Source organism: Spirillospora sp. NPDC048823 (assembly GCF_043198445.1).
In the GTDB taxonomy this organism is placed as follows: domain Bacteria; phylum Actinomycetota; class Actinomycetes; order Streptosporangiales; family Streptosporangiaceae; genus Spirillospora.
This window is the reverse complement of sequence record NZ_JBICUT010000003.1, coordinates 651911-675400: the sequence shown is the minus strand read 5'-3', so window position 1 is coordinate 675400 and position 23490 is coordinate 651911. Positions and strand designations below refer to the sequence as shown.

General features: G+C 71.2%; 22 protein-coding genes and 1 riboswitch. Of the genes, 2 read left to right on the top strand and 20 right to left on the bottom strand.

Annotated features, from left to right (window positions below; translation table 11 throughout):
- Positions 1-4: 4 nt before the first annotated feature.
- The 7 genes from ACGFK0_RS10715 to ACGFK0_RS10685 all read right to left on the bottom strand — a co-directional run bounded on the left by ACGFK0_RS10715 (position 5) and on the right by ACGFK0_RS10685 (position 5603).
- Positions 5-883 carry an AAA family ATPase gene (locus tag ACGFK0_RS10715; protein WP_392902898.1) on the bottom strand — a complete coding sequence of 293 codons (879 nt, stop codon included), beginning with the start codon at positions 881-883 and terminating at the stop codon, positions 5-7.
- A gap of 204 nt (positions 884-1087) precedes the next feature.
- Positions 1088-1666, bottom strand: coding sequence for a Uma2 family endonuclease (locus ACGFK0_RS10710; protein ID WP_392902756.1), 579 nt, complete (start codon positions 1664-1666; stop codon positions 1088-1090).
- Between the two features lie 103 nt (positions 1667-1769).
- Positions 1770-2216, bottom strand: a complete 447-nt coding sequence (locus tag ACGFK0_RS10705; RefSeq protein ID WP_392902754.1) for a PH domain-containing protein — start codon at positions 2214-2216, stop codon at positions 1770-1772.
- Positions 2209-3084 (bottom strand): ATP phosphoribosyltransferase, encoded by an 876-nt coding sequence (gene hisG, locus ACGFK0_RS10700; protein WP_392902751.1) that lies wholly within the window; start codon positions 3082-3084, stop codon positions 2209-2211. Before hisG ends, ACGFK0_RS10705 begins: the two co-directional genes overlap by 8 nt.
- A 175-nt stretch (positions 3085-3259) precedes the next feature.
- Positions 3260-3766: a 6,7-dimethyl-8-ribityllumazine synthase gene (gene ribH / locus ACGFK0_RS10695; RefSeq protein WP_392902749.1), complete on the bottom strand. Its 507-nt coding sequence runs from the start codon at positions 3764-3766 to the stop codon at positions 3260-3262.
- Positions 3763-4989: a bifunctional 3,4-dihydroxy-2-butanone-4-phosphate synthase/GTP cyclohydrolase II gene (locus ACGFK0_RS10690; protein ID WP_392902746.1), complete on the bottom strand. Its 1227-nt coding sequence runs from the start codon at positions 4987-4989 to the stop codon at positions 3763-3765. The genes ribH and ACGFK0_RS10690 overlap by 4 nt, the downstream gene beginning before the upstream one ends.
- Positions 4986-5603 carry a riboflavin synthase gene (locus tag ACGFK0_RS10685; protein ID WP_392902743.1) on the bottom strand — a complete coding sequence of 206 codons (618 nt, stop codon included), beginning with the start codon at positions 5601-5603 and terminating at the stop codon, positions 4986-4988. Before ACGFK0_RS10685 ends, ACGFK0_RS10690 begins: the two co-directional genes overlap by 4 nt.
- A gap of 74 nt (positions 5604-5677) precedes the next feature.
- A riboswitch (FMN riboswitch) is annotated at positions 5678-5806 on the bottom strand.
- 292 nt (positions 5807-6098) lie between these two features.
- Here ACGFK0_RS10685 and ACGFK0_RS10680 point away from each other — a divergent pair.
- Entirely contained in the window at positions 6099-7601 is a 1503-nt protein-coding gene (locus ACGFK0_RS10680; RefSeq protein WP_392902741.1) for a P-loop ATPase, Sll1717 family, read from the top strand.
- 29 nt (positions 7602-7630) lie between these two features.
- Here the strand turns inward: ACGFK0_RS10680 and ACGFK0_RS10675 are convergent, their stop codons facing one another.
- From ACGFK0_RS10675 to ACGFK0_RS10640, 8 genes are all read right to left on the bottom strand, one after another.
- On the bottom strand, positions 7631-8269 hold the full coding sequence (locus tag ACGFK0_RS10675) for an HAD-IA family hydrolase (RefSeq protein WP_392902738.1): 639 nt from the start codon (positions 8267-8269) through the stop codon (positions 7631-7633).
- Positions 8266-8943, bottom strand: a complete 678-nt coding sequence (gene rpe / locus ACGFK0_RS10670; RefSeq protein ID WP_392902736.1) for a ribulose-phosphate 3-epimerase — start codon at positions 8941-8943, stop codon at positions 8266-8268. The genes ACGFK0_RS10675 and rpe overlap by 4 nt, the downstream gene beginning before the upstream one ends.
- Before the next feature lie 12 nt (positions 8944-8955).
- Entirely contained in the window at positions 8956-9894 is a 939-nt protein-coding gene (locus ACGFK0_RS10665) for a phosphatase PAP2 family protein (protein ID WP_392902734.1), read from the bottom strand.
- Positions 9895-9908: 14 nt separating this feature from the next.
- Positions 9909-11315: an RsmB/NOP family class I SAM-dependent RNA methyltransferase gene (locus ACGFK0_RS10660; RefSeq protein ID WP_392902732.1), complete on the bottom strand. Its 1407-nt coding sequence runs from the start codon at positions 11313-11315 to the stop codon at positions 9909-9911.
- Complete coding sequence (gene fmt, locus ACGFK0_RS10655) at positions 11315-12238, bottom strand: methionyl-tRNA formyltransferase (RefSeq protein ID WP_392902730.1); 924 nt, start codon at positions 12236-12238, stop codon at positions 11315-11317. The genes ACGFK0_RS10660 and fmt overlap by 1 nt, the downstream gene beginning before the upstream one ends.
- A complete protein-coding gene (gene def / locus ACGFK0_RS10650; RefSeq protein WP_392902727.1) occupies positions 12239-12784 on the bottom strand; it encodes a peptide deformylase in 546 nt (181 codons plus the stop codon). It abuts the gene before it with no gap.
- A gap of 109 nt (positions 12785-12893) precedes the next feature.
- Positions 12894-14702, bottom strand: a complete 1809-nt coding sequence (locus tag ACGFK0_RS10645; RefSeq protein WP_392902724.1) for a hypothetical protein — start codon at positions 14700-14702, stop codon at positions 12894-12896.
- A gap of 70 nt (positions 14703-14772) precedes the next feature.
- Positions 14773-16929: a primosomal protein N' gene (locus ACGFK0_RS10640; RefSeq protein WP_392902721.1), complete on the bottom strand. Its 2157-nt coding sequence runs from the start codon at positions 16927-16929 to the stop codon at positions 14773-14775.
- A gap of 132 nt (positions 16930-17061) precedes the next feature.
- On the opposite strand from ACGFK0_RS10640, the gene ACGFK0_RS10635 reads away from it, so the two are divergent.
- Entirely contained in the window at positions 17062-18735 is a 1674-nt protein-coding gene (locus tag ACGFK0_RS10635; protein ID WP_392902720.1) for an MFS transporter, read from the top strand.
- 94 nt (positions 18736-18829) lie between these two features.
- Here the strand turns inward: ACGFK0_RS10635 and metK are convergent, their stop codons facing one another.
- From metK to mihF, 5 genes are all read right to left on the bottom strand, one after another.
- Complete coding sequence (gene metK, locus ACGFK0_RS10630) at positions 18830-20023, bottom strand: methionine adenosyltransferase (RefSeq protein WP_392902718.1); 1194 nt, start codon at positions 20021-20023, stop codon at positions 18830-18832.
- A gap of 168 nt (positions 20024-20191) precedes the next feature.
- Positions 20192-21412, bottom strand: a complete 1221-nt coding sequence (coaBC, locus tag ACGFK0_RS10625; RefSeq protein WP_392902715.1) for a bifunctional phosphopantothenoylcysteine decarboxylase/phosphopantothenate--cysteine ligase CoaBC — start codon at positions 21410-21412, stop codon at positions 20192-20194.
- 64 nt (positions 21413-21476) lie between these two features.
- Positions 21477-21731 (bottom strand): DNA-directed RNA polymerase subunit omega, encoded by a 255-nt coding sequence (rpoZ, locus tag ACGFK0_RS10620; protein ID WP_021597645.1) that lies wholly within the window; start codon positions 21729-21731, stop codon positions 21477-21479.
- Between the two features lie 26 nt (positions 21732-21757).
- Complete coding sequence (gene gmk, locus ACGFK0_RS10615; protein WP_392902895.1) at positions 21758-22351, bottom strand: guanylate kinase; 594 nt, start codon at positions 22349-22351, stop codon at positions 21758-21760.
- A 159-nt stretch (positions 22352-22510) separates the two neighbouring features.
- The gene (gene mihF / locus ACGFK0_RS10610) at positions 22511-22837 is read right to left on the bottom strand and encodes an integration host factor, actinobacterial type (protein ID WP_026405770.1); all 327 of its coding nucleotides are present in this window, start codon (positions 22835-22837) and stop codon (positions 22511-22513) included.
- Positions 22838-23490: the final 653 nt, after the last annotated feature.

Below are 23490 nucleotides of genomic sequence, written 5' to 3'. Positions count from 1 at the left end.
GAGCTCACCCCCCGTTGAGCAGGGCCTCTAGGCCGCCGCCGAGCACCCGCTGCTGGTCCTCGCGGTACTTCAGGACGGCGCCGAGGGTCACCGCCGCGGTCCCCGGGTCCAGCTCGCGGACGCCGAGCGCGACGAGGGCCTCGGTCCAGTCGAGGGTCTCGGCGACGCCGGGGGGCTTCAGCAGGTCCGTCTCGCGCATCCGCTGCGCGGCGCCGGCGACCTGCCCGGCGAGGCGCTCCGCCGCGTCCGGCAGCCGCCGCCTGATGATGGCGACCTCGCGGTCGAACGACGGGTGCTCCAGCCAGTGGTACAGGCAGCGCCGCTTCAGCGCGTCGTGGACCTCGCGGGTGCGGTTGGAGGTGACCACGACGACCGGCGGGCGCTCCGCGCGGATCGTGCCCAGCTCGGGGACGGTGATCGTGAAGTCGCTGAGGACTTCGAGGAGGAACGCCTCGAACTCGTCGTCGGCGCGGTCTATCTCGTCCACCAGCAGGACGCTCGGCGAGGTTTCGAGGGCCTGGAGCAGCGGCCTGGCCAGCAGGAACCGCCGGTCGTACAGCTCGCCCTCCAGCCGGGTCACGTCGCTGACGCCCGCGGCCTCGGCGGCGCGCAGGTGCAGGAGCTGGCGCGGGAAGTCCCAGTCGTACAGGGCCTGGGACGCGTCAAGGCCCTCGTAGCACTGCAGCCGGATCAGCGGTGCGCCGAGCGCCCGCGCGAGCGTTTTGGCCAGCTCGGTCTTGCCGACGCCCGCCTCTCCCTCCAGGAAGAGCGGCCGCCCCATGCGCAGGGCGAGGAAGCACGCCGTCGCGAGCCCCTCGTCGCACAGGTAGGCGTGCCTGTCGAGCAGGCCCGCGAGCTCCGCGGGCGACCCGACCTGGTCCATCGTCACCTGGTCCACCGTCACCGGCGCCGTCTCCCCCACGGCTCTCAGGCTACTCAGCCCGAGGCGCAACTCACATGCTCGGGCCCCTTGCGTTTTCGCGGTCCGCCTCCCGCCATCACGGCGGCTCGGCGCCGGTCACCTTCACGGCCTCCGCCGCCACCTGGACGGGTCGCCGCGCCCGAGCCGCGCGAGATCGGCCCCTCGTCAGCGCCTGACCGCGGTGAGGTCGATCTCGATGTCGAACGGCACCGTCACCTTGAGCTGGTCGTGATGGATGCCGGTCAGAAAGAAGGAGTTGCTGGAGGGGTCGAGCTCATACACGTAGACAACTGCGCGGCCTTCGATTCTCTCCACCCGCCAGAAATTCCGGATCCCCGCGGCCGCATACCTCCGGGGCTTGGTGTCCCGATCGCGCTCCTCGGAATCCGGCGAGACGGCCTCGACCACAAGCACGAGATCTTCCGGAAGGTAGTACGTGTCCGGATCGTCACGATCGAAAGCCTCTCGAGTCACGACCATGACGTCCGGCTCCGGCACCTGGCGCCTGGCGAGTCTCACCGCCATCTCCCGGTCGGCCTTCAGGTGCTCGGGCGCCTGTCGGTTGAGTTCGTCCTTGAGTAGGTCGATCACTCCGACATGCCACTTGCGCTGCGGGCTCACGAAGACCAAGCTCCCGTCGATCAGCTCCGTGTGCCGGGGCAGACCACGCATGCGAAGGAAGTCATCAGCAGTGAAGCCGTCCGGCGGGGGGATCACCCAGTCTGGCAGCGATGCAGCACCCATGTAGCTACTTTCTGCATATGCCTCGACACTCTGAGCACTCACGGGGCCCACTGTGGCACACGACGGCGCTCTCGGACCGGACAACAGCCTAGAACAAGCCCGATCAGGTGGGGTCGGGGGCTTCGCCTCGGGTGTGGAGGAGCGCCTTGAGCTCGGTGAGCTGGCGGGCGGCGAGGGTCTTCTCGGCGCCGTTGATGCCCATCGCGCCGATGGACGTGCCGTCGGCCAGGTCGAGGGTGGGCCAGGGTTCGCCGATGGACATGGAGACGTCCACGACCTCCGGCCACTCGAAGCGCCGGGTCCGGAACGCATTGACGACGGTGAGGCCCGACTCGTCGGCGGCGACGCGGCAGCGCGCGAGCATGTGCAGGATCCACGCCATGAAGACGCCGAACGCGACCATGAGGACGCGGTCGAGCAACCCGAACTGGGGCGCCACCACCACGGCGAGCACGATCAGGCCCAGCACGATCACGCCCGCCGTGATGTAGGCGACGATCCGGGTGGTGCGTGGGCGCCACACGGTCGGCAGTGCCGGAACCTCAGTCAACGATCTTCGCGATCGGGATCTCGAGGATGTCGTGGGCGCCGGCGGCCTTCAGCGCCGGGATCAGCGTGTTGACGCCGCGCTTGGCGACCACGGACTCCACGGCGTTCGACTCGCCGCCCGCGAGGGAGGTCACGGTGGGCGACGCCATCGCGGGCATGATGTCGAGGACCTTCTGCAGGTCGCCCTGGGCGACGTTCAGCTTCAGCAGCACCTTGCCGCGCGCGCGGATCGCGCCCTGCAGGAGCAGGGAGACGTCCTCCATCGCGGCGCGCTTCTCCGCGTCCTCGTAGGCCTCGCGGTTGGCGACCAGCTCGGTGTAGCTCGTCAGGAGCGTGTCGAGAATGCGCAGGCCGTTCTTGCGCAGGGACGAGCCGGTCTCGGTGAGGTCGACGATCACGTCCACGATGTCGGGGACCTTCGCCTCCGTCGCGCCGTAGGACGGGACGACCGTGGCCTTCACGCCGTGCTGGTCGAGGAACCGCTTGGTCATCGCCGGGAACTCGGTGGAGATCCGGACGCCCTCCGGCAGGTCGGACACCGTCTGCCAGGGCGCGCCGTCCGGCACCGCCATGATCACGCGGACGGGGTTGGACGTCGCCTTCGAGTACTTCAGCTCGCCGAGGCTCACCACGTCGGAGTCGGTCTCGGTGATCCAGTCACGGCCGGTGATGCCGAGGTCGAACAGGCCCTGCTCGATGTAGGTCGGGATCTCCTGCGGGCGCAGGACGCGGACCCGGTCGATGCGTGGGTCGTCGATGGATGCGCGGTAGTCGCGGTCCGACGCCCGCTGGACGGTGAGGTCGGCGGCGTCGAACAGCTGCATGGTCGCCTTCTCCAGCGACCCCTTGGGCAGGACTAGTGACAGCACGGAATTGCCTTTCGGTGAGATGAGAGTGAGATACCCGGTTCGTTCAGGAGCGCTGATGCGCAGGTCATTCAGGGACGGAGCCCCTGGACCCCTACATATGCACGAGTCATTCAGGGACGGAGCCCCTGGACCCCTACATATGCACGAGTCATTCAGGGACGGAGCCCCTGGACCCCTACATATGCTCCATACCGTGCCCGGCGTGACCGTGATGCCGCAGACCTCGCAGGGTCAGTGCCGTGTCGAGTGCGGCCACAGTCGCCTCCCATCCCTTGTCCTCGGAGCTGTCGGGCAGCCCGCTGCGTTCCAGTGCCTGCTCAATGGTGTCACACGTGAGGACACCATTGCCCACCGGAGTCGCCTCGTCGAGCGCGACACGGGTCACACCCGCGGTGACGGAGTCGCAGACGTAGTCGAAATGGGCGGTCGCGCCCCGGATGACCGCGCCGAGGCAGACGACGGCGTCGAGGTCGCGGGCGAGCTGCTGCGCGATCACCGGCAGTTCGAGCGCGCCCGCGACGCGGGCGACGACGGGCTGGTCGACGCCGCACGCCTTCGCCGCAGCGAGCGCGCGGTCCAGGAGCTGGTCGGTGATGCGCCCGTGCCAGCGGGTGCAGACGACGCCGAGCGTGATGCCGGCGGCGTCGACGGTGATGTCCTCGGGGCGTCCCGCGCCGCTCAAGAGAGTCCCTCGATCTGGTGTCCGAGACGGTCGCGCTTGACCGTCAGGTAGCGCCGGTTGTGTTCGGTGACGATGACGGGCATCGACTCGCGTCCCCGGACGTCCAGGCCGAAACCGTCCAGGCCCCTGAGCTTGTCCGGGTTGTTGGTGAGCACCCTTACCGAGCGTACGCCGAGGTCACGCAGCATGTGGGCGGCGTTGGAGTACTCGCGCGCGTCGGCGGGGAGCCCGAGCTCCAGGTTGGCGTCGACGGTGTCGGACCCGTTGTCCTGGAGCGCGTACGCCTGCAGCTTGGCGAGCAGGCCGATGCCGCGTCCCTCGTGGCCGCGCAGGTACAGGACGATGCCGCGTCCCTCTTCCGCGATGCGTTCCATGGCGGCGTCCAGCTGCGTTCCGCAGTCGCAGCGCTCGGAGTGCAGGACGTCACCGGTGAGGCATTCCGAGTGGGCCCGGATCAGGACGTCCTCACCGTCGCCGATGTCCCCGAGGACCAGCGCGACGTGCTCGCCGCCGTCGATGGCGCTGGAGAACCCGACCGCGCGCCACGTCCCGTACCGGTTGGGCAGCCCGGTCTCCACGACGCGCGTGACCATCGCCTCGTGGCGCCTGCGGTACTCGACGAGCTGCTCGATCGAGATGAGCCTGAGCCCGTGCTCCTTGGCGAAGACCTGGAGTTCCGGCAGCCGCGCCATGGTGCCGTCCTCGTTCACGACCTCGGCGAGGACGCCCGCCGGGGTGAGCCCCGCCATCCTGGCGAGGTCGACGGAGGCCTCGGTGTGGCCCCGGCGGCGCAGCACGCCGCCCTCGCGGTAGCGCAGCGGGAAGATGTGGCCGGGGCGGACCAGGTCGCGCGGCTCCGACGCCGAATCGCACAGCGTCCGGATCGTGTGGGCCCGGTCGGCGGCGGAGATGCCGGTGCTGACGCCGAGCCGCGCGTCGACGCTGATCGTGTACGCGGTGCGCATGCGCTCGGTGTTCTGCGCCGTCATCAGCGGGATCTGCAGCCGGTCGAGGTCGCCGCCCTCCATCGGCACGCAGATGACGCCGCTGGTGTAGCGGATCGTGAACGTCAGCAGCTCGGGCGTCGCCTTCGCCGCCGCGAAGATGATGTCGCCCTCGTTCTCGCGGTCCTCGTCGTCGACGACCACGACGGCGCGTCCCGCCGCGATGTCGGCGACCGCCGATTCGATGGAGTCGAAGATCCCGTCGTCGTTGCCACTCATGAGTGCCTCCTGTAGGGGGACCCGGAGCGGTCACCCAGCATGCGTTCGACGTACTTGGCGACGACGTCCACTTCGAGGTTCACCGGGTCGCCGGTCTTCTTGTGGCCGAGCGTGGTGAGCGAGAGGGTCGTCGGGATGAGGGCGATGCTGAACCGGTCGGCGCCCGCTTCCACGACCGTGAGGCTGATCCCGTCCACGGTGATCGAGCCCTTGTCCACGAGGTAGCGGCTCAGGTCCGGGGGCAGGGACACGGTGACGACGTCCCACCGCTCCCCCGGCTCCCGGGAGATGATCTCGCCGACGCCGTCCACATGGCCCTGGACGAGATGCCCTCCGAGCCGGTCGGAGAGCCGCACCGGACGTTCCAGGTTGACCTTGGAGCCGGTTTCGAGCGCGCCGAGGCTGGACTTGTCCAGCGTCTCCTTGATGGCGTCCGCGGTGAAGACGTCGTCCTTGACGTCCACGACGGTGAGACAGACGCCGTTGACGGCGATCGACGCGCCGTGCACGGCGTCCCGGGTGACGAGCGGCCCGCGGACCGTGAGCTTGACCGAGTCACCCTGGGGTTCGATCCCCACGATTTCGCCGAGTTCCTCGACGATGCCGGTGAACATCCTCTCCCGGGCCTCCTAGATCAGGGCTCCGGGGACGTCCATACATCAGCGCACGCCCTGGTCAGGGGCGTACCGCGCGCCGCCTCCCATCCGGACTTTAACCGTCGGTCCCGGAGTTTCACCGGGTCAACCGGCCGATGGCTTCGGCCGGGTCGCGGACTGTCACCGCCGGTTCGGAATTTCACCGACCCCGGAGCACGCGTTTCATGCTTGGCAACCAGTGTGCCACGCCATCCATTCCCGCCCGATGTGACCATCGCCACCACCCGACGGCACATCCCGGTTAATTCAACGTTCAACGATCTTGAATGCGGGTAGAGCACGGGACGCAAGTGACGCATGACGACGGCCCCGCCGGCGGGGCGGGGCGTGCGTACGGGTTTCGGACCGTCCGGCGGACGTGCGCGAGGCGTCCGGTTTGTGGTGGGTCTTGCCGGGGCGAAGGGGGTGGGCGAAACTCGTTTGCGGAAGCCGTGCCGCTCGCTGGGGAGGCCCATGGGCAGGTTGAGCCTGTCGCCGAAGATCTTGGATGTTCTCGACTTCGGGACGCCGTCTGCCGAGCGGGACATCTCGCGGGGGCTGGAGAAGTACTTCGTCGAATCCGATGCCTACCAGCGGGTCCGGTCGGGGGCGAAGACGATCCTGATGGGCAACCGCGGGGCCGGGAAGAGCGCGATCTTCAAGGTGCTGGCCAAGCGGGAGCGCGCGGCGGGCAGCCACGTCATCGAACTGAGCCCCGAGGACTACTCCTACGAGCTGCTCAGCTCGACGATGGAGGCGGAGGACGCGGGGTCGTGGGCGAAGCACGGGGCCTATGCCGCCGCCTGGAAGTACCTGATCTACATCCTCGTCATGAAGGCGCTGGCGAGGAAGGGCATGCGGCTGACCAAGGGCGGCGGACGGGAGATCCACAAGTACATCCGCGACAACCACGGCGCCAGCCAGCTCGGCACGCTGTCGCTGCTGGTGTCGTATCTGAAGCGGCTGGAGGCCATCAAGATCGGGCCGATCGAGGCCGGTCTGCGGACCCGCGAGCTGGACCGCCTCTACAAACTGGAGGAGATCCAGAACCTGCTGCCGGCGCTGCGGAAGGTTCTGGACGGCCAGCGGGTCGTGGTGCTCGTGGACGAGCTCGACCGCGGGTGGGACTCGTCCGAGGACGCCAAGGCGTTCGTTTCGGGGCTGTTCCAGGCGTGCGTGTCGATCAACGCGCTGCACCCCAACCTGCGCGTCTACGTCTCGCTACGGCAGGAGCTGTACGACGACATCCCCGCCCTCTACGAGGACGCCCAGAAGCACCGGGACCTGCTGGAGAAGATCTACTGGTCCGAGGAGTCGCTGCTGGAGCTGATCGCCAAGCGGATCCGGTACTCGGCCCACGAGAAGGGCTTCGACGTGGAGGCCCTGGAACAGGCCGGCGACCGGGCCTGCTGGTCGGCGGTCTTCGCCTCGCCGCCGGGCCAGACGAGAGACGGATCCTTCCGCTACATGGTCGACAGGACGCTGTACCGGCCGAGGGAGATCATCCAGTTCTGCTCGGAGGCGCTGGCGCAGGCCAGGGGACGGACGTCCAGGCTCCCGGTGCCGTATTCGGCGATCGAGCGCTGCGAGTACGGCTACTCGGCCGAGCGGACCAAGGACATCGCCGCCGAGTACCGCTCCCAGTACCCGGGCCTGCTGAGCGTCTTCGAGGTCTTCCGCAACCATCCGCACACCTTCGGCCGTGACCAGATCGAACTGCTGTGCCTGGAACTGGCGGTCGGCGACATCCCCACGCACGGGACCGAGTCGTGGCTGCCGTTCTGCAACCCGAACGACCTCATCGAGGTCCTCTGGCGGGCGGGCCTGCTCACCGCGGAGGCCAACGCGAGCGGCAGGTTCCTGGGAAGCCACCAGGTGCAGCACCTCAACCTCGGGGCCGCCAAGCGCTTCCAGGTCCATGAGATGTTCCGCTCCGCCCTCGGCATCGGCACGGAGACGGGAGGCTCGTCACCGTGACTCTGGCCGGGATCGCACCGGCTGCGGATTCAGCGGGCGGTGAGGTGTAGGGCGGTTCGGGTCGTGGTCACCACCGTCAGGTCCGGGATGATGCGGTGGGCTTCGGTCAACACGGCGGAATCGTGGCTGGTGGTCACGGCCAGGACGGTGGCGCCGGCGGCGCGGCCTGCGGCTATGCCTGCGGGGGCGTCCTCTATGACGATGCAGGCGGCCGGGTCCACTCCTAGCCGTCGGGCTGCCCGCAGGTAACCGGACGGGTCCGGTTTGCCGTTCTCGACGTCTTCGGCCGTTATCACCGTGGGCGGGAGCGGGATGGCGGCCACGTCCGTGCGGAGTTTCAGCTGCGCCCTGTCCATTGAGGTGACGAAGGCACAGGGCAGGCCGTTCATGTTGGTGAGGAGGTCCACGGCGCCGGGGAGGGCGGTTATGCCGTCGGTGCCGGAGGATTCCAGGGCGTCCAGGCGTGCGGCGGCCTCGCGGACCTGGTCCGGGGGGAGGAAGTCGGCCACACGGTCGCCTGTCCGGCGGCCGTGGGCGTCGGACAGGAACTCGTCGGCGTCGATGCCGTATTCGGCCGCCCATTCGCGCGCCGCCCATTCGACGAGGGGCGTGGAGTCGACGAGGGTGCCGTCCACGTCGAACAGGACGGCGGCGCAGGGCAGGATCACCAGTCGGCCTTGGCCGTCGCTTCCTCGGCCTGGCCGCGGAGCCTGCGGACGGCCTCGGCGGGGTCGTCGGCTCCGTAGACGGCGCTGCCCGCGACGAACACGTCGGCTCCCGCTTCGGCGCAGCGTTCGATGGTCTCCGCGCTGACCCCGCCGTCGACCTGGAGCCAGACGGGGAGGTCGCGGCCCTTGATGAGCTCGCGGGCGCGGCGGATCTTCGGCAGGACGACGTCCAGGAACTTCTGGCCGCCGAAGCCCGGCTCGACGGTCATGAGCAAAAGCATGTCGATCTCGCCCAGGAGGTCTTCGAACCCGTCGACGGGGGTGGCCGGGTTGACGCCCAGTCCCGCGCGCGCGCCCGCGGCGCGGATGGTGCGCAGGGTGCGGATGGGGGCCTTCGCGGCCTCGGCGTGGATGGTGACGCTCTTCGCGCCGGCCTCCGCGTACTCGGGAGCCCAGCGATCCGGGTCCTCGATCATGAGGTGGCAGTCGAGCGGCAGCGCGCTGTGCTTCAGCAGTGCCTTGACGATGGGCAGCCCCAAGGTGAGGTTCGGGACGAAGTGGTTGTCCATGACGTCGACGTGGACCCAGTCGGCGGAGTCGGCGACGCGCGCGACGTCGTCGGCCAGGCGGGCGAAGTCAGCGGACAGGATGCTGGGTGCGATCTGAGGAGCCATGATGTCCCGATCCTATTGCCGCAGTCCCGTCCGCTCATCACCCGGCCGGGTGAGCGCGGGGGTGGTGCGGCCGGCCAGGCGGAGGCGGACGAAGACCTCCGGCGCACCGGCCGTGACCCACAGGCCGAGCACCGCCTGGACGATGAACGACTGGACCACGTTCGCCCCGGCGAAGGCGGAGACGACGGCGGTGCCGAGGAGGCCCACCGGGAGGCGTGCCAGGCGTTGCCAGAGCTTTCCGCCGGGATCGAACCAGCCACGGGCGGCGAGCAGGGATATCCCGGCCAGGACTCCGCAGAACCCGCCCGTGGCTCTGGCCGCTTCGACGAGGTCGACAGGGTCGATGTCACCTCCGGCCGCTCGGATGGCGCGGACCCAGGCGCTCGGCCACTGCCAGTCTTGGAGCGGCTGCAGGGCCGCCCAGGCCGCGCCCAGCAGCAGCAGAGAGACCGCGAGGGCGAGCGCCATCTGCACGGCCAGGTGACGGCGTCTCCACCACGGGACGACGATGGGTTCCAGCGCCAGGGCGGCCACGAGAAGGGTCAGGCCGATGGCTCCGCCGCCCAGGACCTGGCCGATCGAGTGGACGCCCAGTTGGACCCGGGAGGCTCCGATCAGGACGACGATGACGGCCGCGGCCGCCCAGAGGAGCCGGCGCCGTGTCTGGGCGGCGAAGAAGCCCCAGGCCACCGGGGCGTTCTGGGCATGGCCGGACGGCATCCCGAACGACGAGTGCGACTGCTCGCCTTCGACCGCGGGGTCCGTCCAGTAGGGACGCGGATCGTGGAAGACGAGTTTGAGGAGCGTGTTGAGGAACGCGCCGAACAGCAGGATCACCGCGGCCCGCGCTGCCAGGCGTGGAGCCACGCACCAGAACAAGACCACTATCAGGGGGACGTAGAAAGCCGCGCTGCCCAGGAACGACATGACATGCCAGAAGCCGGTCAGCACGGAACCCCCAGAGGCTAGGTGCGACGCAGGAGGGCCAGGAACATCGCGTCCGTTCCGTGGCGATGCGGCCAGAACTGCGCGTAAGGCCCCTTCCCCAGGCCGGTGAGGTCATGCGCGAGCGACGTCAGGACGGCCGGGGCGTCGAGCCGTTCCACGTCGTCGCGGCCGCGCAGGACGTCGTCCACGACCACCCGGGTCTCGGCGAGATGGGGTGAGCAGGTGACGTAGGCGACCACGCCGCCGGGGCGGACGGAGTCGAGGGCCGATCCGAGCAGCCCGCGCTGGAGGGGACCGAGTTCGGCGACCGACTCGGGGCCGCGGCGCCAGCGGGCCTCAGGGCGGCGGCGCAGCGCGCCGAGGCCGGTGCAGGGCGCGTCCACCATGATCCGGTCGAAGGACCCGGGACGCCATGCGGGCCTGGTCCCGTCCGCGGCGACCACTCCGGCACGGCCGTCGACCGCGCCGCGGACGAGACCGGCGCGGTGCGGCTGGATGTCCGCGGCCAGGAGCCGCGCGTCGCGCTGGGTCGCGAGGCCGGACAGTAGGCCCGCCTTGCCTCCGGGGCCCGCACAGAGGTCCGCCCAGCGTGCGTCCGGGCCGTCCAGTGGCGCATCGGCCAAGGCGAGGGCGACCAACTGGCTGGCCTCGTCCTGGACGGCGGCGCGTCCTTCACCGACGGCGGCGATGGCCGCCGGGTCGCCCTCGGGCAGAAGGGCCGCGTAGGGCGAGTACGCGGCGGGCTCCGCACCCGTGTCGTACAACTCTTGGACGGTCGCCCGGCCGGGGCGGGCGACCAGGGTGACGCGCGGCCGCGCGTTGTCCGCGGCGAGGAGTTCTTCGATCTCGTCGGCGCCGACGGCGTCCCGAAGGGCGGACACGATCCACTTCGGGTGGCTGTGCGCGACCGAGAGGCGGGTCGTCGTGTCCGCGTCGGCCGGTGCCACGATCTCCAGCCACTCGTCCATGTCGCGGCCGGCGACCTTGCGCAGTACCGCGTTGGCGAACTTGGCCTGCCCGGGGCCGGAGACCGAGCGCGCCAGCTCGACCGTCGTCCCCACCGCGGCATGCGGTGGGATGCGGGTCGCGAGGATCTGGTGGGCGCCGAGGCGCAGGACATCCAGGAGGGGCGCGTCGATGCGGCGCAGTTCACGGTCGCTGCACAGCGCGAGCACCGCGTCGTAGGTGCCCCGGCCGCGCAGCGTGCCGTAGGTGAGCTCGGTGGCGAGGGCGGCGTCGCGGCCCGAGAGGCCGCGGTCGCGCAGGCGCGTGGGGAGCAGGAGGTTGGCGTAGGCGTCGCGTGTCTCGACCGCGCGGATCACGTCGAACGCGGTGCGCCGGACGAGGTCCTGGGGACGTCCCGTCTTGCGGGGACCGCCGGGCCTGCGGTTCGGTGCGCGTCGGCGGTTAGGGGCGGGCGGCATCAGTGCAGCGTGTCCTTGTCGATGTCGATACCGCGGGTCCAGTCGGCGGCGGCCATGCGGCGCTTGCCCTGCGGCTGGACGTCGCCCAGTGCGACGGGGTGCGTGGCCGTCCCCACCAGTACCTCGCTCTTTCCCGGACGCAGTTCGCCGGGTGACAGCTTCTCCGCGTCGGGTACCGGGCGTACCGGCCCCAGTTTGACCCGCGTGTCGCGGAAGTTCGTCCACGCGCCGGGAGCGGGTGTGCATGCGCGGATGAGGCGGTCGATGTGCAGTGCCGGGCTGCGCCAGTCGACGTGACCGTCCTCGGGCGTCAGCTTGGCCGCGTGGGACACGCCCTCCGTGGGCTGTGGCCGGGGCTCCAGTACGCCCTCCTCAATGCCGTTCACGGTGTCGAGGAGGAGGCTCGCTCCGGCGATGGACAACCGGCCCAGCAGGTCGCCGGTGGTGTCGGCCGGACGGATCGGCTCGGTGAGGACGCCGTAGACGGGACCGGTGTCCAGCCCCTCCTCGATCTGGAACGTGGCCGCGCCGGTCATGTCGTCGCCGTGCAGGATCGCACGCTGCACGGGTGCGGCGCCGCGCCAGGCGGGCAGCAGCGAGAAGTGCAGGTTCACCCAGCCGTGCCGGGGGATGTCCAGGGCCTCGCGGGGCAGCAGCGCCCCGTAGGCGACGACGGGGCAGCAGTCGGGCGCGATCTCGCGGAGCCGGCCGAGGAACTCGGGATCACGGGCCTTGGCGGGCTTGAGGACCTCGACACCGGCCTCGGCCGCGAGCTCCGCGACCGGGCTGGCGCTCAGATGGCGCCCACGGCCCGAACGTCCGTCCGGCCGGGTCACGACCGCGGCGACCTCGTGCGAGGACGCCAGAAGCGCTCTCAGGGACGGGAGCGCGGTCTCGGGTGTTCCAGCGAAGACGAGCCTCACCTAGATCGCCTTCCCGAAGGTGCGGTGCGGGGACTCCTTGACGATCGGGGCCGGGGCGCCGAACCACTCGGCCTCCCTGATCGCCTTCATCGCGGTCTTGCGCTGCTCGGGGTCCATCCGGTCGATGAAGATGACGCCGTCGAGGTGGTCGGTCTCGTGCTGGACGCAGCGGGCCAGCATGTGCGTGCCCTCCAGCGTGATCGGCTCCCCGTGCATGTTGAAGCCCTTCGCCACGGCCCGGACGGCGCGCACCGTGGGGAACGCCAAGCCGGGAAGGGACAGGCAGCCCTCGTCGTCGGTCTCCTGCTCGTCCGACAGGTCCAGGGTCGGGTTGACGACGTGGCCCAGCCGGTCGTCGACGTAGTAGGTGAACACCCGCAGGCCCACGCCGAGCTGCGGCGCGGCCAGGCCCGCCCCCGGAGCGTCGATCATCGTGTCGGTGAGGTCCTTGACGAGCTGCCGCAGCTCCTTGTCGAAGTCCTTCACCGGATCCGCGGGCGTGCGCAGCACGGGATCGCCGAAAAGGCGGATGGGCTTGACGGCCAACGAGGACTCCGTTTCCTGCGAGGTTCCTGCGAGGTACCCGCGTTCGTGCACAGTGGGATGCACCGTGTGGGATGCACCGTCCCAGTCTACGGAGGCGTCCCGTGAACATTCACACGCTGCGGCGTGCCCCCTGGTACGCCGAACGCGCCTTGTAGGCGGCGGTGCGGGCCGCCTTGGCGGTCGCCTTGTCGGGGTGGTGCGCGCCCAGGGCCTCCAGGACGTCGGCCACACCGGGATGGTCGGTGCGCCAGAGGTCGTCGACCATCAGTTCCATTTCCGCACCCGGCGGCGCGTCGATGAGGGCCGCCTCGACCGCCTCATCGGGCTCGGCGGTCTCCAGCATCCCCGCGACGGTGTCGACGAACACCCACAGGTACTCCTCGCGGGCCAGTTCCCGCCCGGACGGGTCCCCCGCGGCGTTCAGCCAGAGCGCGGCGTAGGGCGAGACCAGCGGATGCTCCTGCGCGGCGCGGACCACGGCGGCGGCCTCCGGGCCGATGCGGTGCAGGACCGCCGCGGCGAGGTTGCGTGCGCCGGGGCCGCCCGTGCGCATGACGTCCAGCAGGTCGGCGGCGGCGTCCTTGGGGTCGTGGCGGGCCAGCCACCCGTCGATCTCCTCGTCGGCGGCGTCCGGCCGGTACCAGGTGAGGCCGGCGACCAGGTCTGACGCCCTGGAGCCGGCCAGCTCGCCGATGACCGGCGCGGTGAACCCGTCCGCGAGCAGCATCTCCCGGACGGCCCACACGCCCAGCGGCGTCAGGGCCCGCCCCTCGCCGGACGTTTCGACGACGCCCCATTCCTCAAGGACCGCCAGTTCGAGGAAGAACGCGTCCGACACGAGCGCGGGCATGGTCTCGGCGTCGGTGAGGTCGTAGGCCTCCTCGACGTGGTCGAGCAGGGCGCCGATGAGCGTTCCGGGCTCGGTCGGCTCCTCCTGCTCGTACAGGTGGATCAGGACGCCGGTCATCTCGTTCTGGACGAGTTCGACCGCGTCCAGGCCGTCCGCATAGTCGTGCCCGGGCACGACGAGCGCGTCGAACAGCGGCAGCCAGGCGGTGAGCAGCGCCGCGTCATCGCTGGAACGGAGGCCTTCCAAGGCGGGCCCTGGGGCGGACTTGCCGTCCTCGGCCGTGATGGCCTCCGCCTCTACGGCGGCCCACCAGATCCGCTCCAGTTCACCCGCGTCCTCCATCTGGCCGTGGCGCCGCGGGACCTCCATGCCCAGGGCGAGGCCCGCGGCCTCGGCGTCGGCCTCGGTGAGCGAGTCGTGCTCGGTGAGGTCGCGCTCGCCCGTCCAGTCGGCCAGGCCGAGGACGTTCCGGGTCAGGCGGGAGCGGCGGACGGCGTCCGCCAGCTCCGCCTCGGAGGCGAGCCGTACGGGCGGGACGACGAGTTCCTCGACCTGCCGCAGGTACCCCTCGGTGCGGGCGTAGCGCTCCTCCTCGGGGAGCGCCTCGAACTCGCGGATCCACGCGTCGACCGCCTCCTGGTCGTCCAGGGAGACGCCGTCGGCCCGCATCAGCCCGCCGATGACCTCGGCGGCCGCCTGCCGTTCCTCGGTGTCGAGCTCGGCGACCAGGTCCGCGAACTCGGGGCCGGTCCGTTCGATCTCGGCCTCCAGGCCCGCGGCGGCGCCGTCGGGGAGGGCGCGGGTGTCGTCCAGGTACGCGACGACCCTGCGCAGGACGTCCAGAACCGTGGGAACGTCGTCGCGCCCTGCGACCACGGACCCGGGAAACACCTCCAGCAGGAGTTCGCGGAGACGCTCCGGAGTGAGTGCCTCCGGGCCGGGCAGGCCCATCTCCTCCCGCGCGAGTTCGAGCAGGAGCCGAGCACCCGGCTCGTCCAGCGCCTCGCCGCGTTCGTCCGCCCACCGCCGCAGGTCGCCCACGGTGGTCTCCACCCAGTTGTCGGCCACCCGAGAACCCTATTGGTCAGATCAGCTCCAGGGGTCAGATCAGCTCCAGGGGTCAGATCAGCTCCAGGCGTCAGATCAGCTCCAGGGGGTCGATCTGCACTCGTACGGTCTCCGCCGCCTTGCGCGCACTGCGTACGCCCTGGGCTTCCTTCAGTGAGCGCGCAAGGGCGTTGCCCGCCGTCCGTGGGACCCGGATCAGCGCGCGTTCCTTCTGCGGCGCGTCGCCCCCGGCCTGCGGGCCAGGCGGCTGCGGGACGGGGACGGGCCCGAGCACCTCCGCCCCCTCGGGCAACCGGGCGTCGGCCAGGAGCTCCCGGATCGCCGTCGAGGACGCGGTCAGGGACGCCATCCGCGCGGCGGGCGGGAAACCCACGTCCCTGCGCTCGGCCAGTTCCCGCTCCGCGTAGGTGACCGGGTCCCACCGGACGAGGGCCTGCACGGCGGGCAGCGACCCCTCCGCGGCCACCACGACCGGCCCGTGCGGGCGGACGAGCGCCGCCGCGTTCATCCAGCGCCGCAGCGTCTCCTCCCCGGCGCGCAGATCCGGCCGGCCCAGCAGCACCCAGCCGTCGAGCAGCAGCGCCGCCCGGTATCCGCCTTCCGCGGGCGGTTCGGCGCCCGGCGTGGACACCACCAGGGCCCGCTCCGGGCCGACGTGTCCGAGGATCGCGTCCCGCCCAGAGGTGCGCACCGGAACACCGGGAAACGCCCTGCCCAGCTCCTCCGCGGTGCGTTTGGCGCCGACCACCACCGCACGCACCTGGAAGAAGCCGCATTCGGGGCAGTGCCAGTCACCCGCGATGCGTCCGCACCACCGGCAATGGGGGGCGGCGTGGGACGAGGGCAGCGACAGCGGCCCCTGGCAGGCCGCGCACTGGGCGGGTGTGCGGCAGCGCCCGCACGCTATGCCCGGGACGTATCCGCGCCGCGGAACCTGCACGAGGACGGGCCCGTCCGCCAGCGCCTGCCGCGCCGCTTCGAACGCGACGTTCGGCAGGCGCGCGGTCCGGGCGGCGGCGTCACGGGCGAGCTGGGCGTCCTCCCCCACGTAACGGACGCGCGGCATCGCCGTCCGGACACGTTCCCGGTCCGCGGCCAGCGTGTGCGCCCAGCCGGACTCGACGAGCTGGGTCGCGTCGGTGGTTCTGGTGAATCCGCCTATCAGAGCCGCCGCACCCGTTCTGTGTGCGCGCAGGGCGAGGACGTCGCGGGGGTGCGGGTACGGGCTGTGCGGTTCGGCGTGGACGTCGTCGCCGTCGTCCCACAGCACGGCCAGCCCGAGATCGGCGACGGGCGCGAACATGGCGGCGCGTGTGCCGACGACGGCCCGTGCGGAGCCGCGCAGGACCGCCAGCCACCTCCGGTACCGCTCCGCCGGGCCGAGCTCCGCCGTCAGGGCGACGTGGAGGCCCTCCCCCAGTTCCGCCTTCATCGCGGCGTCCATCCGCGCCACGTCGCGGCCGTCGGCCACGACGACGAGTGCGCCGCGCCCACCCCGCAGGGTCGCGGCGACGGCGCGCGCTATGGCCGCCGTCCAGTCAGGGCCGGGGAGGGCCGTCCACACCGCGCGCGGTGCCCTGCCCTCGGCCAGCGCGCTCAGGAACGACGGCCCCGCCGGATAATCACGCCAGACACCGATATCGGCCGTATCGGTTGGATCGGCCGTATCGCCGTCCCCGGACGGCTCGGACTCCTCGCCGTGGGGCGCGGCCACCGGTTCCGCTTCGACGCGCGCGTGGCGGGGCGGGACCGCCAGCCGGAGCACGTCCGCGAACGTTCCCGCGTACCGGTCGGCCACCTCCCGCACCAGTGCCGCGATCTCCGGGGTGAGCACCGGCTCGGAGGAGGTGACCCGCTCCAGGTAAAGCAGTTTTCCTTCGTGGTCGCTCTCGGTGACCCGCTCCAGCAGGAAACCGTCGACGAGCTGGCCGGCGAAGCGCACCCTCACCCGGCACCCGGGGACGGCCTTGGCGTCCATCTCGGCGGGCACCAGGTAGTCGAACGGACGATCCAGGTGCGGAAGGGACATGTCGACCGCGATCCGCGCGACGGGCCGCTCCTCGGCGGGACGACGCGCCCCCTTCTTCCCGGCCTTCCCGGCCTTCCCGGCCTTCCCGGCCTTCCCGGACTTCCGCGGGTTGCCCGGTCTGCCCGGCTTCTCCGCCGGTGTCGTCGGCAGCTCGCCCAGCCCCGGGATCAGGTCCGTTCCCCCGCCGTCCTTCGTCACGCCCCCGTCCTACCAGATCAGCCCGACAACCGAACGTGCACGCTAGGGTTGATCCTTTGAACGGGGTGCGCACCCGCCGGCCCATCGCCCGATGCCTTCCGCGCCCCGCCATCCGACGAGCCCGTGCAGGCGATGACCACAGCGCATACCCACGAACGGGCGGACGCCCCGGTCCGGCACGGGCCGTCGCGCCGCCCCGGAGACCCGCGGGCCCGTCCGGCCTGGAGAAAGTGGGCGAACCCACGCCACCCGGTCGTGGCCGCCACGTTCGCGGCGGCCGTCCTCCACCTCGTGTGGGGGCTCTTCCTGGCGACCGAGGGCGGCGACCTCGCGGCACAGGCCGCCTGGACGGACTTCGCCTGGGAGCACCCCGACGCCGCGTACAGCTTCGCCTGGTACGGCGGTATGCACCCCGCCTCCTACAGCGTCATGTCACCGCATCTGATGGCGCTGTTCGGCATTCGCACGGTGGCGGTGGTGACCGGCACGGTCTCGGCCGCCCTCACCGCACATCTGCTGAGGCGATTCAGGGCGCCGGTGGCCTTGCCCGCCTCCCTGTGGGCCGCGTTCGCGCTGTCGTGCAACGCCGCGTCCGGCCGGGTCACGTTCGGCCTGGGGCTCATGTTCGCGCTCATGGCGGTGATCGTCGCGTTCACCCCGCGCGGCACCCCCGCCCTGCGCGCGGCCGGGATGGCCGGGCTCAGCCTGCTCGCCTCGCTCGCGAGCCCGGTCGCGGGGCTCTTCCTCCTGGTGCTGGCCGCCGCCATGATCCTGACCGGACGCCGCCGCGCCGGGATCTGCGTCGCCGTCGGCCTCCCCGTCGTGGTGGGCACGACGAGCCTGCTGTTCCCCTTCGACGGCATCCAGCCCATCTCGTTCACCGCCATCGTCCTGCCCGCCGTCACCAGCGTGATCGCGGTGCTGACGTGCGCGCCGAAGAGCTGGAGGTTCATCCGGATCGGCGCGGGGGCGTACCTGGCCGGGATCGCCCTGACCTGGCTGATCCCGTCCCCGGTCGGCAGCAACGTCGAACGGCTCTCCCTGCTGTTCGGCGGGATGTTCCTGCTGTCGGCCGTCGCGCGCGCGCACGGGCGGTTCCGGATCGCCGTGCTGTCCCTGGCGTTCATCGTCACGGCGTCCTGGCAGGTCGTGAAACCCGTCGACGACCTCATCCACACCGAACCCGCCGACGCGGCCGCCGCCCACGCCAGCGGGCTCGTCGCCGAACTGAACGCACTCGGCGCCGACAAGGGGCGCATCGAGGTCGTCCCGCTGCGCTCCCACTGGGAATCGTCCGGCATGAGCCGCCACTTCACCCTCGCGCGCGGCTGGAACCGGCAGGTCGACGCGGAACGCCACGAACTGTTCTACGAAGAGGGCGCGCTGACGCCCGGCGCCTACCGCGACTGGCTGAGCGAGTGGGCGGTGCAGTACGTCGTCCTGCCCGAGCAGGAAACGGACTGGTCCGCGCAGGAGGAGGAGGCGCTCGTCGAGGACGGCCAGCCGTACCTGACGGAGATCTGGCGCGACGAGCACTGGCGCCTGTTCCGCGTCCTGCGCGCGACGCCCCTGGTCGACCGTCCGGCGTCCGTGCACCGGCTCGACTCCGGCGAACTCGTCGTCGACATGCCGTCCAGCGGCTCCGTCCTGGTGCGCACCTACTGGTCCCCGTGGCTCAGGGTGACGGGCGGGGACGCGTGCCTGACGCGCGACGGCGACTTCGTCCGGCTGGAGGCGGCCACGCCCGGCCGGTACACCATCGCCGCCCGCTACGGCCTGCAGCGCGGCAACCACTGCGACCCCTGACCGGCCGCAGGATCCCGCGCACGGAGAGGCCCCGGGGAGGAGATCCCCGGGGCCCCGTCGTCACAGGCGGCCCGTGGTCACAGGCGGCTCGCCGTCACAGGCCGGCCGCGGAGGCCAGGTCCTTGGCGCGGTCCGTCGACTCCCAGGAGAAGTCGGGCTCGGACCGGCCGAAGTGGCCGTACGCGGCGGTCTGCTGGTAGATCGGGCGGAGCAGGTCCAGGTCGCGGACGATCGCGGCCGGGCGCAGGTCGAAGACCTCGGAGATCGCCTTCTCGATCTTCTCGGGGGCGACCTTCTCGGTGCCGAACGTCTCCACGAACACCCCGACCGGGTGCGCCTTGCCGATGGCGTAGGCGACCTGCACCTCGGCGCGGTCGGCGAGCTGCGCCGCGACGATGTTCTTGGCGACCCAGCGCATCGCGTACGCGGCGGACCGGTCGACCTTGGACGGGTCCTTGCCGGAGAAGGCGCCGCCGCCGTGCCGCGCCATCCCGCCGTAGGTGTCCACGATGATCTTGCGGCCGGTGAGCCCGGCGTCGCCCATCGGGCCGCCGATCTCGAAGCGGCCGGTGGGGTTGACCAGCAGCCGGTAGCCCTCGATGTCGAGGTCGAACTCGGCGAGCACCGGGTCGACGACGTGCTCCTTGACGTCGGGGGCCAGCAGTTCCTTCAGGTCGATGTCGGGGGCGTGCTGGCTGGACACGACGACGGTGTCGAGGCGGACGCCGCGGTCGCCGTCGTACTCGATGGTGACCTGGGTCTTGCCGTCGGGACGCAGGTAGGGCACGTCGCCGCTCTTGCGGACCGCCGACAGCCGGTGCGCGAGCCGGTGCGCCAGCGTGATCGGCAGCGGCATCAGGTCGGGCGACTCGTTGGTGGCGTAGCCGAACATCAGCCCCTGGTCTCCGGCGCCCTGCCGGTCCAGGTCGTCCACGCCCTCGCCCTCGCGGGCCTCGTAGGCGTCGTCGACGCCCTGGGCGATGTCGGGCGACTGCGCGCCGATGGACACCGACACGCCGCAGGAGTGGCCGTCGAAGCCCTTCTTGGACGAGTCGTAGCCGATCTCCAGGATCTTCTCGCGGATCACGCCCGGGATGTCCACGTAGGTCTCGGTGGTGACCTCACCGGCCACATGCACCTGACCGGTCGTGATCATCGTTTCGACGGCGACTCGGCTCTTCGGGTCGTCCTTGAGCATCGAGTCGAGGATCGCGTCGCTGATCTGGTCCGCGATCTTGTCCGGGTGTCCTTCGGTGACGGACTCGGAGGTGAACAGGCGGCGAGGCACGTACGTGAACTCCTTGCAGCGGCTGCTGACTGGCGTCGCAGGACGGATTTCTTGTCGAGTTCGGCAGGGGACCCCGCCCCCCGCCGGGGTTTCCCACGGGTGTTGGGCCGAAGTCTAGCGGGATCGTCGTCCAGCACCGCTAGCGCGGCGCTGGTGGGGCACCTCCGGTCAGTCGGTCGGCGGCGGGTCGAGGCGGGCGGCGACGAGGTCCCAGACGACCTCGGCGAGCGCCGCCTTGGCGCCGCGCGGCACCTCGGTCTGCGAGCCGTCGGCGCCGAGGATGACGGCGGCGTTGTCGGGGCGCCCGAACGTCAGGTCCTCGCCGACCTGGTTGACGACGAGCAGGTCGCTGCGCTTGCGGGCGAGCTTGGCGCGGCCGTTCTCCAGGACGTCGTCGGTCTCGGCCGCGAAACCGACGATCACCTGCCCGGGACGGCGGAGCCCGCCCAGCTCGGCCAGGATGTCGGGGTTCTTGACCAGCCGGATCGGCTCCGGCTCGCCGCCCTCGGTCTTCTTGATCTTCGAGCCCTGGTAGCCGGACGGGCGGAAGTCGGCGACGGCGGCGGCCATGACGACCGCGTCGGCCGTGCCCGCGGCCTCCAGGACGGCCTTGCGCATCTCCTCGGCGGACCCGGTGGTCACGACCTCGGCCCCGGCCGGGTCGGGGAGGGCGACGTTGGCGGACACGAGGGTGACGCGCGCGCCGCGTGCGACGGCGGTGCGGGCGAGGGCGTAGCCCTGCAGGCCGGACGAGCGGTTGCCGATGAAGCGGACGGGGTCGATCGCCTCCCGGGTCCCGCCGGCGGAGACGACGATGTGGCGCCCGGCGAGGTCGCGGCCGTCGGCGCCGCGGGCCAGGACGTGCCGGGCGACCTCGAACAGCTCGGCCGGGTCGGGCAGCCGGCCCGGCCCGGTGTCCTTGCCGGTGAGACGTCCCGAGGCCGGTTCGATCACGACGGCGCCGCGGGCCCGCAGCGTCGCCACGTTCGCCCGGGTCGCCGGGTGGTCCCACATCTCGGTGTGCATCGCGGGCGCGAACACGACCGGGCAGCGGGCGGTGAGCAGGGTGTTGGTGAGCAGGTCGTCCGCCAGCCCGTGCGCGGCGCGCGCGAGCAGGTCGGCGGTGGCGGGGGCGACGAACACGAGATCGGCGTTCTGCCCGAGCCGGACGTGCGGGACCGCGGCGACGTCGTCCCAGACCCGCGGGGAGACCGGTTTGCCGGACAGGGCCGCCCAGGTGGGCTCGCCGACGAAGCGGAGCGCGTCGGTAGTCGGGACGACGGTGACGTCGTGACCCGACTCGGTGAACCGCCGGAGCAGCTCGCACGCCTTGTACGCGGCGATGCCGGCGCTCACGCCGAGCACGACGCGCGGCTTGGGGGAGGTCATGTCGGCCACTGTCCCATCAGGCGCCCGGCGCCTCCGCGCCGGGGCCGCCCGAGGCCTCGCCGCCTCAGCCCTCGATGGGCTCGGCGTTCAGGAGGCCCTCGCGCGTCTCGCGCAGCGCGATCGACAGCGGCTTCTCCTGGACCTGCGTCTCGACGAGCGGGCCGACGTACTCCAGCAGGCCCTCGCCCAGCTGGGCGTAGTAGGCGTTGATCTGCCGGGCGCGCTTGGCCGCGATGCTCACGAGGCCGTACTTGGTGTCGACGACTTCGAGGAGCTCGTCGATCGACGGGTTGGTGATGCCTTCATTGCTGGCTGCCACTCGGTGGCCTTCCCCTGGATCGCGTGTTAACGAACAACCATCAAGGCTAGCAGCTCATCGCACACGTCCCGGACGGACGTGTTGACGAGCGTGACGTCGAACTCCTTCTCGGCGGCGAGTTCGACGCGGGCGGCCTCGAGGCGGCGCTCGATCACTTCGGCGGGCTCGGTGCCGCGGCCGGTCAGCCTGCGGACGAGCTCCTCCCAGCTGGGCGGCGCGAGGAACACCAGCAGCGCCTCGGCCATGGACCGGCGGACCTGCCGGGCGCCCTGCAGATCGATCTCCAGGAGCACCGGCTCACCGAGGGAGAGCCGCTCCTCGACGGGCCGCCGCGGGGTCCCGTAGCGGTTGCCCGCGAACTCGGCCCATTCGAGGAGCTCCCCCTCGTCGACGAGCCGGTCGAAACCGGCGTCGTCGACGAAGAAGTACTGCACACCGTGGGTTTCACCCGGCCGGGGGGGCCGGGTGGTCACCGAGACCGACAGCCACACCCGGGGGTGTGATCGCCGGATCTCGGCGACGACCGTGCTCTTGCCGACGCCCGACGGCCCGGACAGGACCGTCAGCCGCCGCGCGAGCGGGTCATGCGGCTTGGAGCCGTCCGGCGCGGGATTGGACATTCTCATCCGGCCTGTCCGCGAAGGCGTGGCCTGTGCGGGCCTGCCGGGGATGAGAAGCGTCCTCCGTGTGCGCCGGAGCCGGACGGGATGGAGCCGGATTCGGGTCGCCCCGAGCCGGCCGCGGCGGTCAGACCGCCGCGCCCGCCCGTGAGTCGCGCGTCAGCGGTTCGCACTTCCGCCGAACTCACGCTCCAGGGAGGCGCGCTGGTTCGCACCGAGGCCCCGCACACGGCGGGACTCGGCGATGCCCAGACGCTCCATGATCTGCTTTGCACGGACCTTGCCCACACCGGGCAGCGATTCAAGAAGGGCCGACACCTTCATCTTTCCGATGACGTCGTCGGACTGACCCTCTTTGAGAACCTCGGCGAGCGAGGTTCCCCCGTGCTTGAGCCGGTTCTTAACCTCGGCCCGCTCCTTGCGAGCCTTGGCAGCCTTCTCCAGGGCTGCGGCGCGCTGTTCGGGGGTTAGGGGCGGAAGAGCCACGCCGGGTCACCTCAGGTTTCCACTCGACGGAGTCGGACGGGTTGGGAAACTAGCGAGTTCACCGCCCATTAGGCAACGTGAAGTGCCGTTTAGCCCGCCACAAATTCATGAAAATCACTCCCCGGAGTGTCCTGAATACAGAGTGTACACAACTGCGGGCCCTCATTCGTGCATCACCCTGCCTTGCTGGGACTTTCGCATGATCGTGAAAATCCCCCCTTTCCGACCCCAAATGCGGCACTCGATACCGCTTTGCCGTACGGTCCGCGCCCCCGGCGGGCCGCCGCGCCACGCTCCCGTCCGCCGCGGGCGGACCCCCGCGGCGGCCCGCTGTGAGGTCCCCCACAAATGATCCCGACCGAGTGACACTCGTCACGCCACGCCGTTCCGCACGTCGCGACCGGACCGTTACTGTCATCCTCGACAGCACTCCAACCCGCCAAGATCGCTCCCACACCGGAGGCCCCCGCCACCGCACCAGCTCCCCCGCCCACCGCCAGGGCGCCGAACCCGCCACCGAACCACCGGACCCGCCGCCGGCCATGAGCCGGAGACGATCCCGGGTGTGAATCGCCGCCCCGCGTGAACGAGTTCGCCCTTCACCACGTATCCCAATGTGGACGAGACCGTCTCCGCATTGGCATGCGACTAAA

What these genes read in the sequence shown, in the direction of transcription:
- ACGFK0_RS10715 (WP_392902898.1), bottom strand. Translation starts at nt 883, where the DNA reads ATGGACCAGGTCGGGTCGCCCGCGGAGCTCGCGGGCCTGCTCGACAGG.
- ACGFK0_RS10710 (WP_392902756.1), bottom strand. Translation starts at nt 1,666, where the DNA reads ATGGGTGCTGCATCGCTGCCAGACTGGGTGATCCCCCCGCCGGACGGC.
- ACGFK0_RS10690 (WP_392902746.1), bottom strand. Translation starts at nt 4,989, where the DNA reads ATGAGTGGCAACGACGACGGGATCTTCGACTCCATCGAATCGGCGGTC.
- ACGFK0_RS10685 (WP_392902743.1), bottom strand. Translation starts at nt 5,603, where the DNA reads ATGTTCACCGGCATCGTCGAGGAACTCGGCGAAATCGTGGGGATCGAA.
- ACGFK0_RS10680 (WP_392902741.1), top strand. Translation starts at nt 6,099, where the DNA reads ATGGGCAGGTTGAGCCTGTCGCCGAAGATCTTGGATGTTCTCGACTTC.
- rpe (WP_392902736.1), bottom strand. Translation starts at nt 8,943, where the DNA reads ATGGCTCCTCAGATCGCACCCAGCATCCTGTCCGCTGACTTCGCCCGC.
- ACGFK0_RS10660 (WP_392902732.1), bottom strand. Translation starts at nt 11,315, where the DNA reads ATGCCGCCCGCCCCTAACCGCCGACGCGCACCGAACCGCAGGCCCGGC.
- ACGFK0_RS10635 (WP_392902720.1), top strand. Translation starts at nt 17,062, where the DNA reads ATGACCACAGCGCATACCCACGAACGGGCGGACGCCCCGGTCCGGCAC.
- coaBC (WP_392902715.1), bottom strand. Translation starts at nt 21,412, where the DNA reads ATGACCTCCCCCAAGCCGCGCGTCGTGCTCGGCGTGAGCGCCGGCATC.
- gmk (WP_392902895.1), bottom strand. Translation starts at nt 22,351, where the DNA reads ATGTCCAATCCCGCGCCGGACGGCTCCAAGCCGCATGACCCGCTCGCG.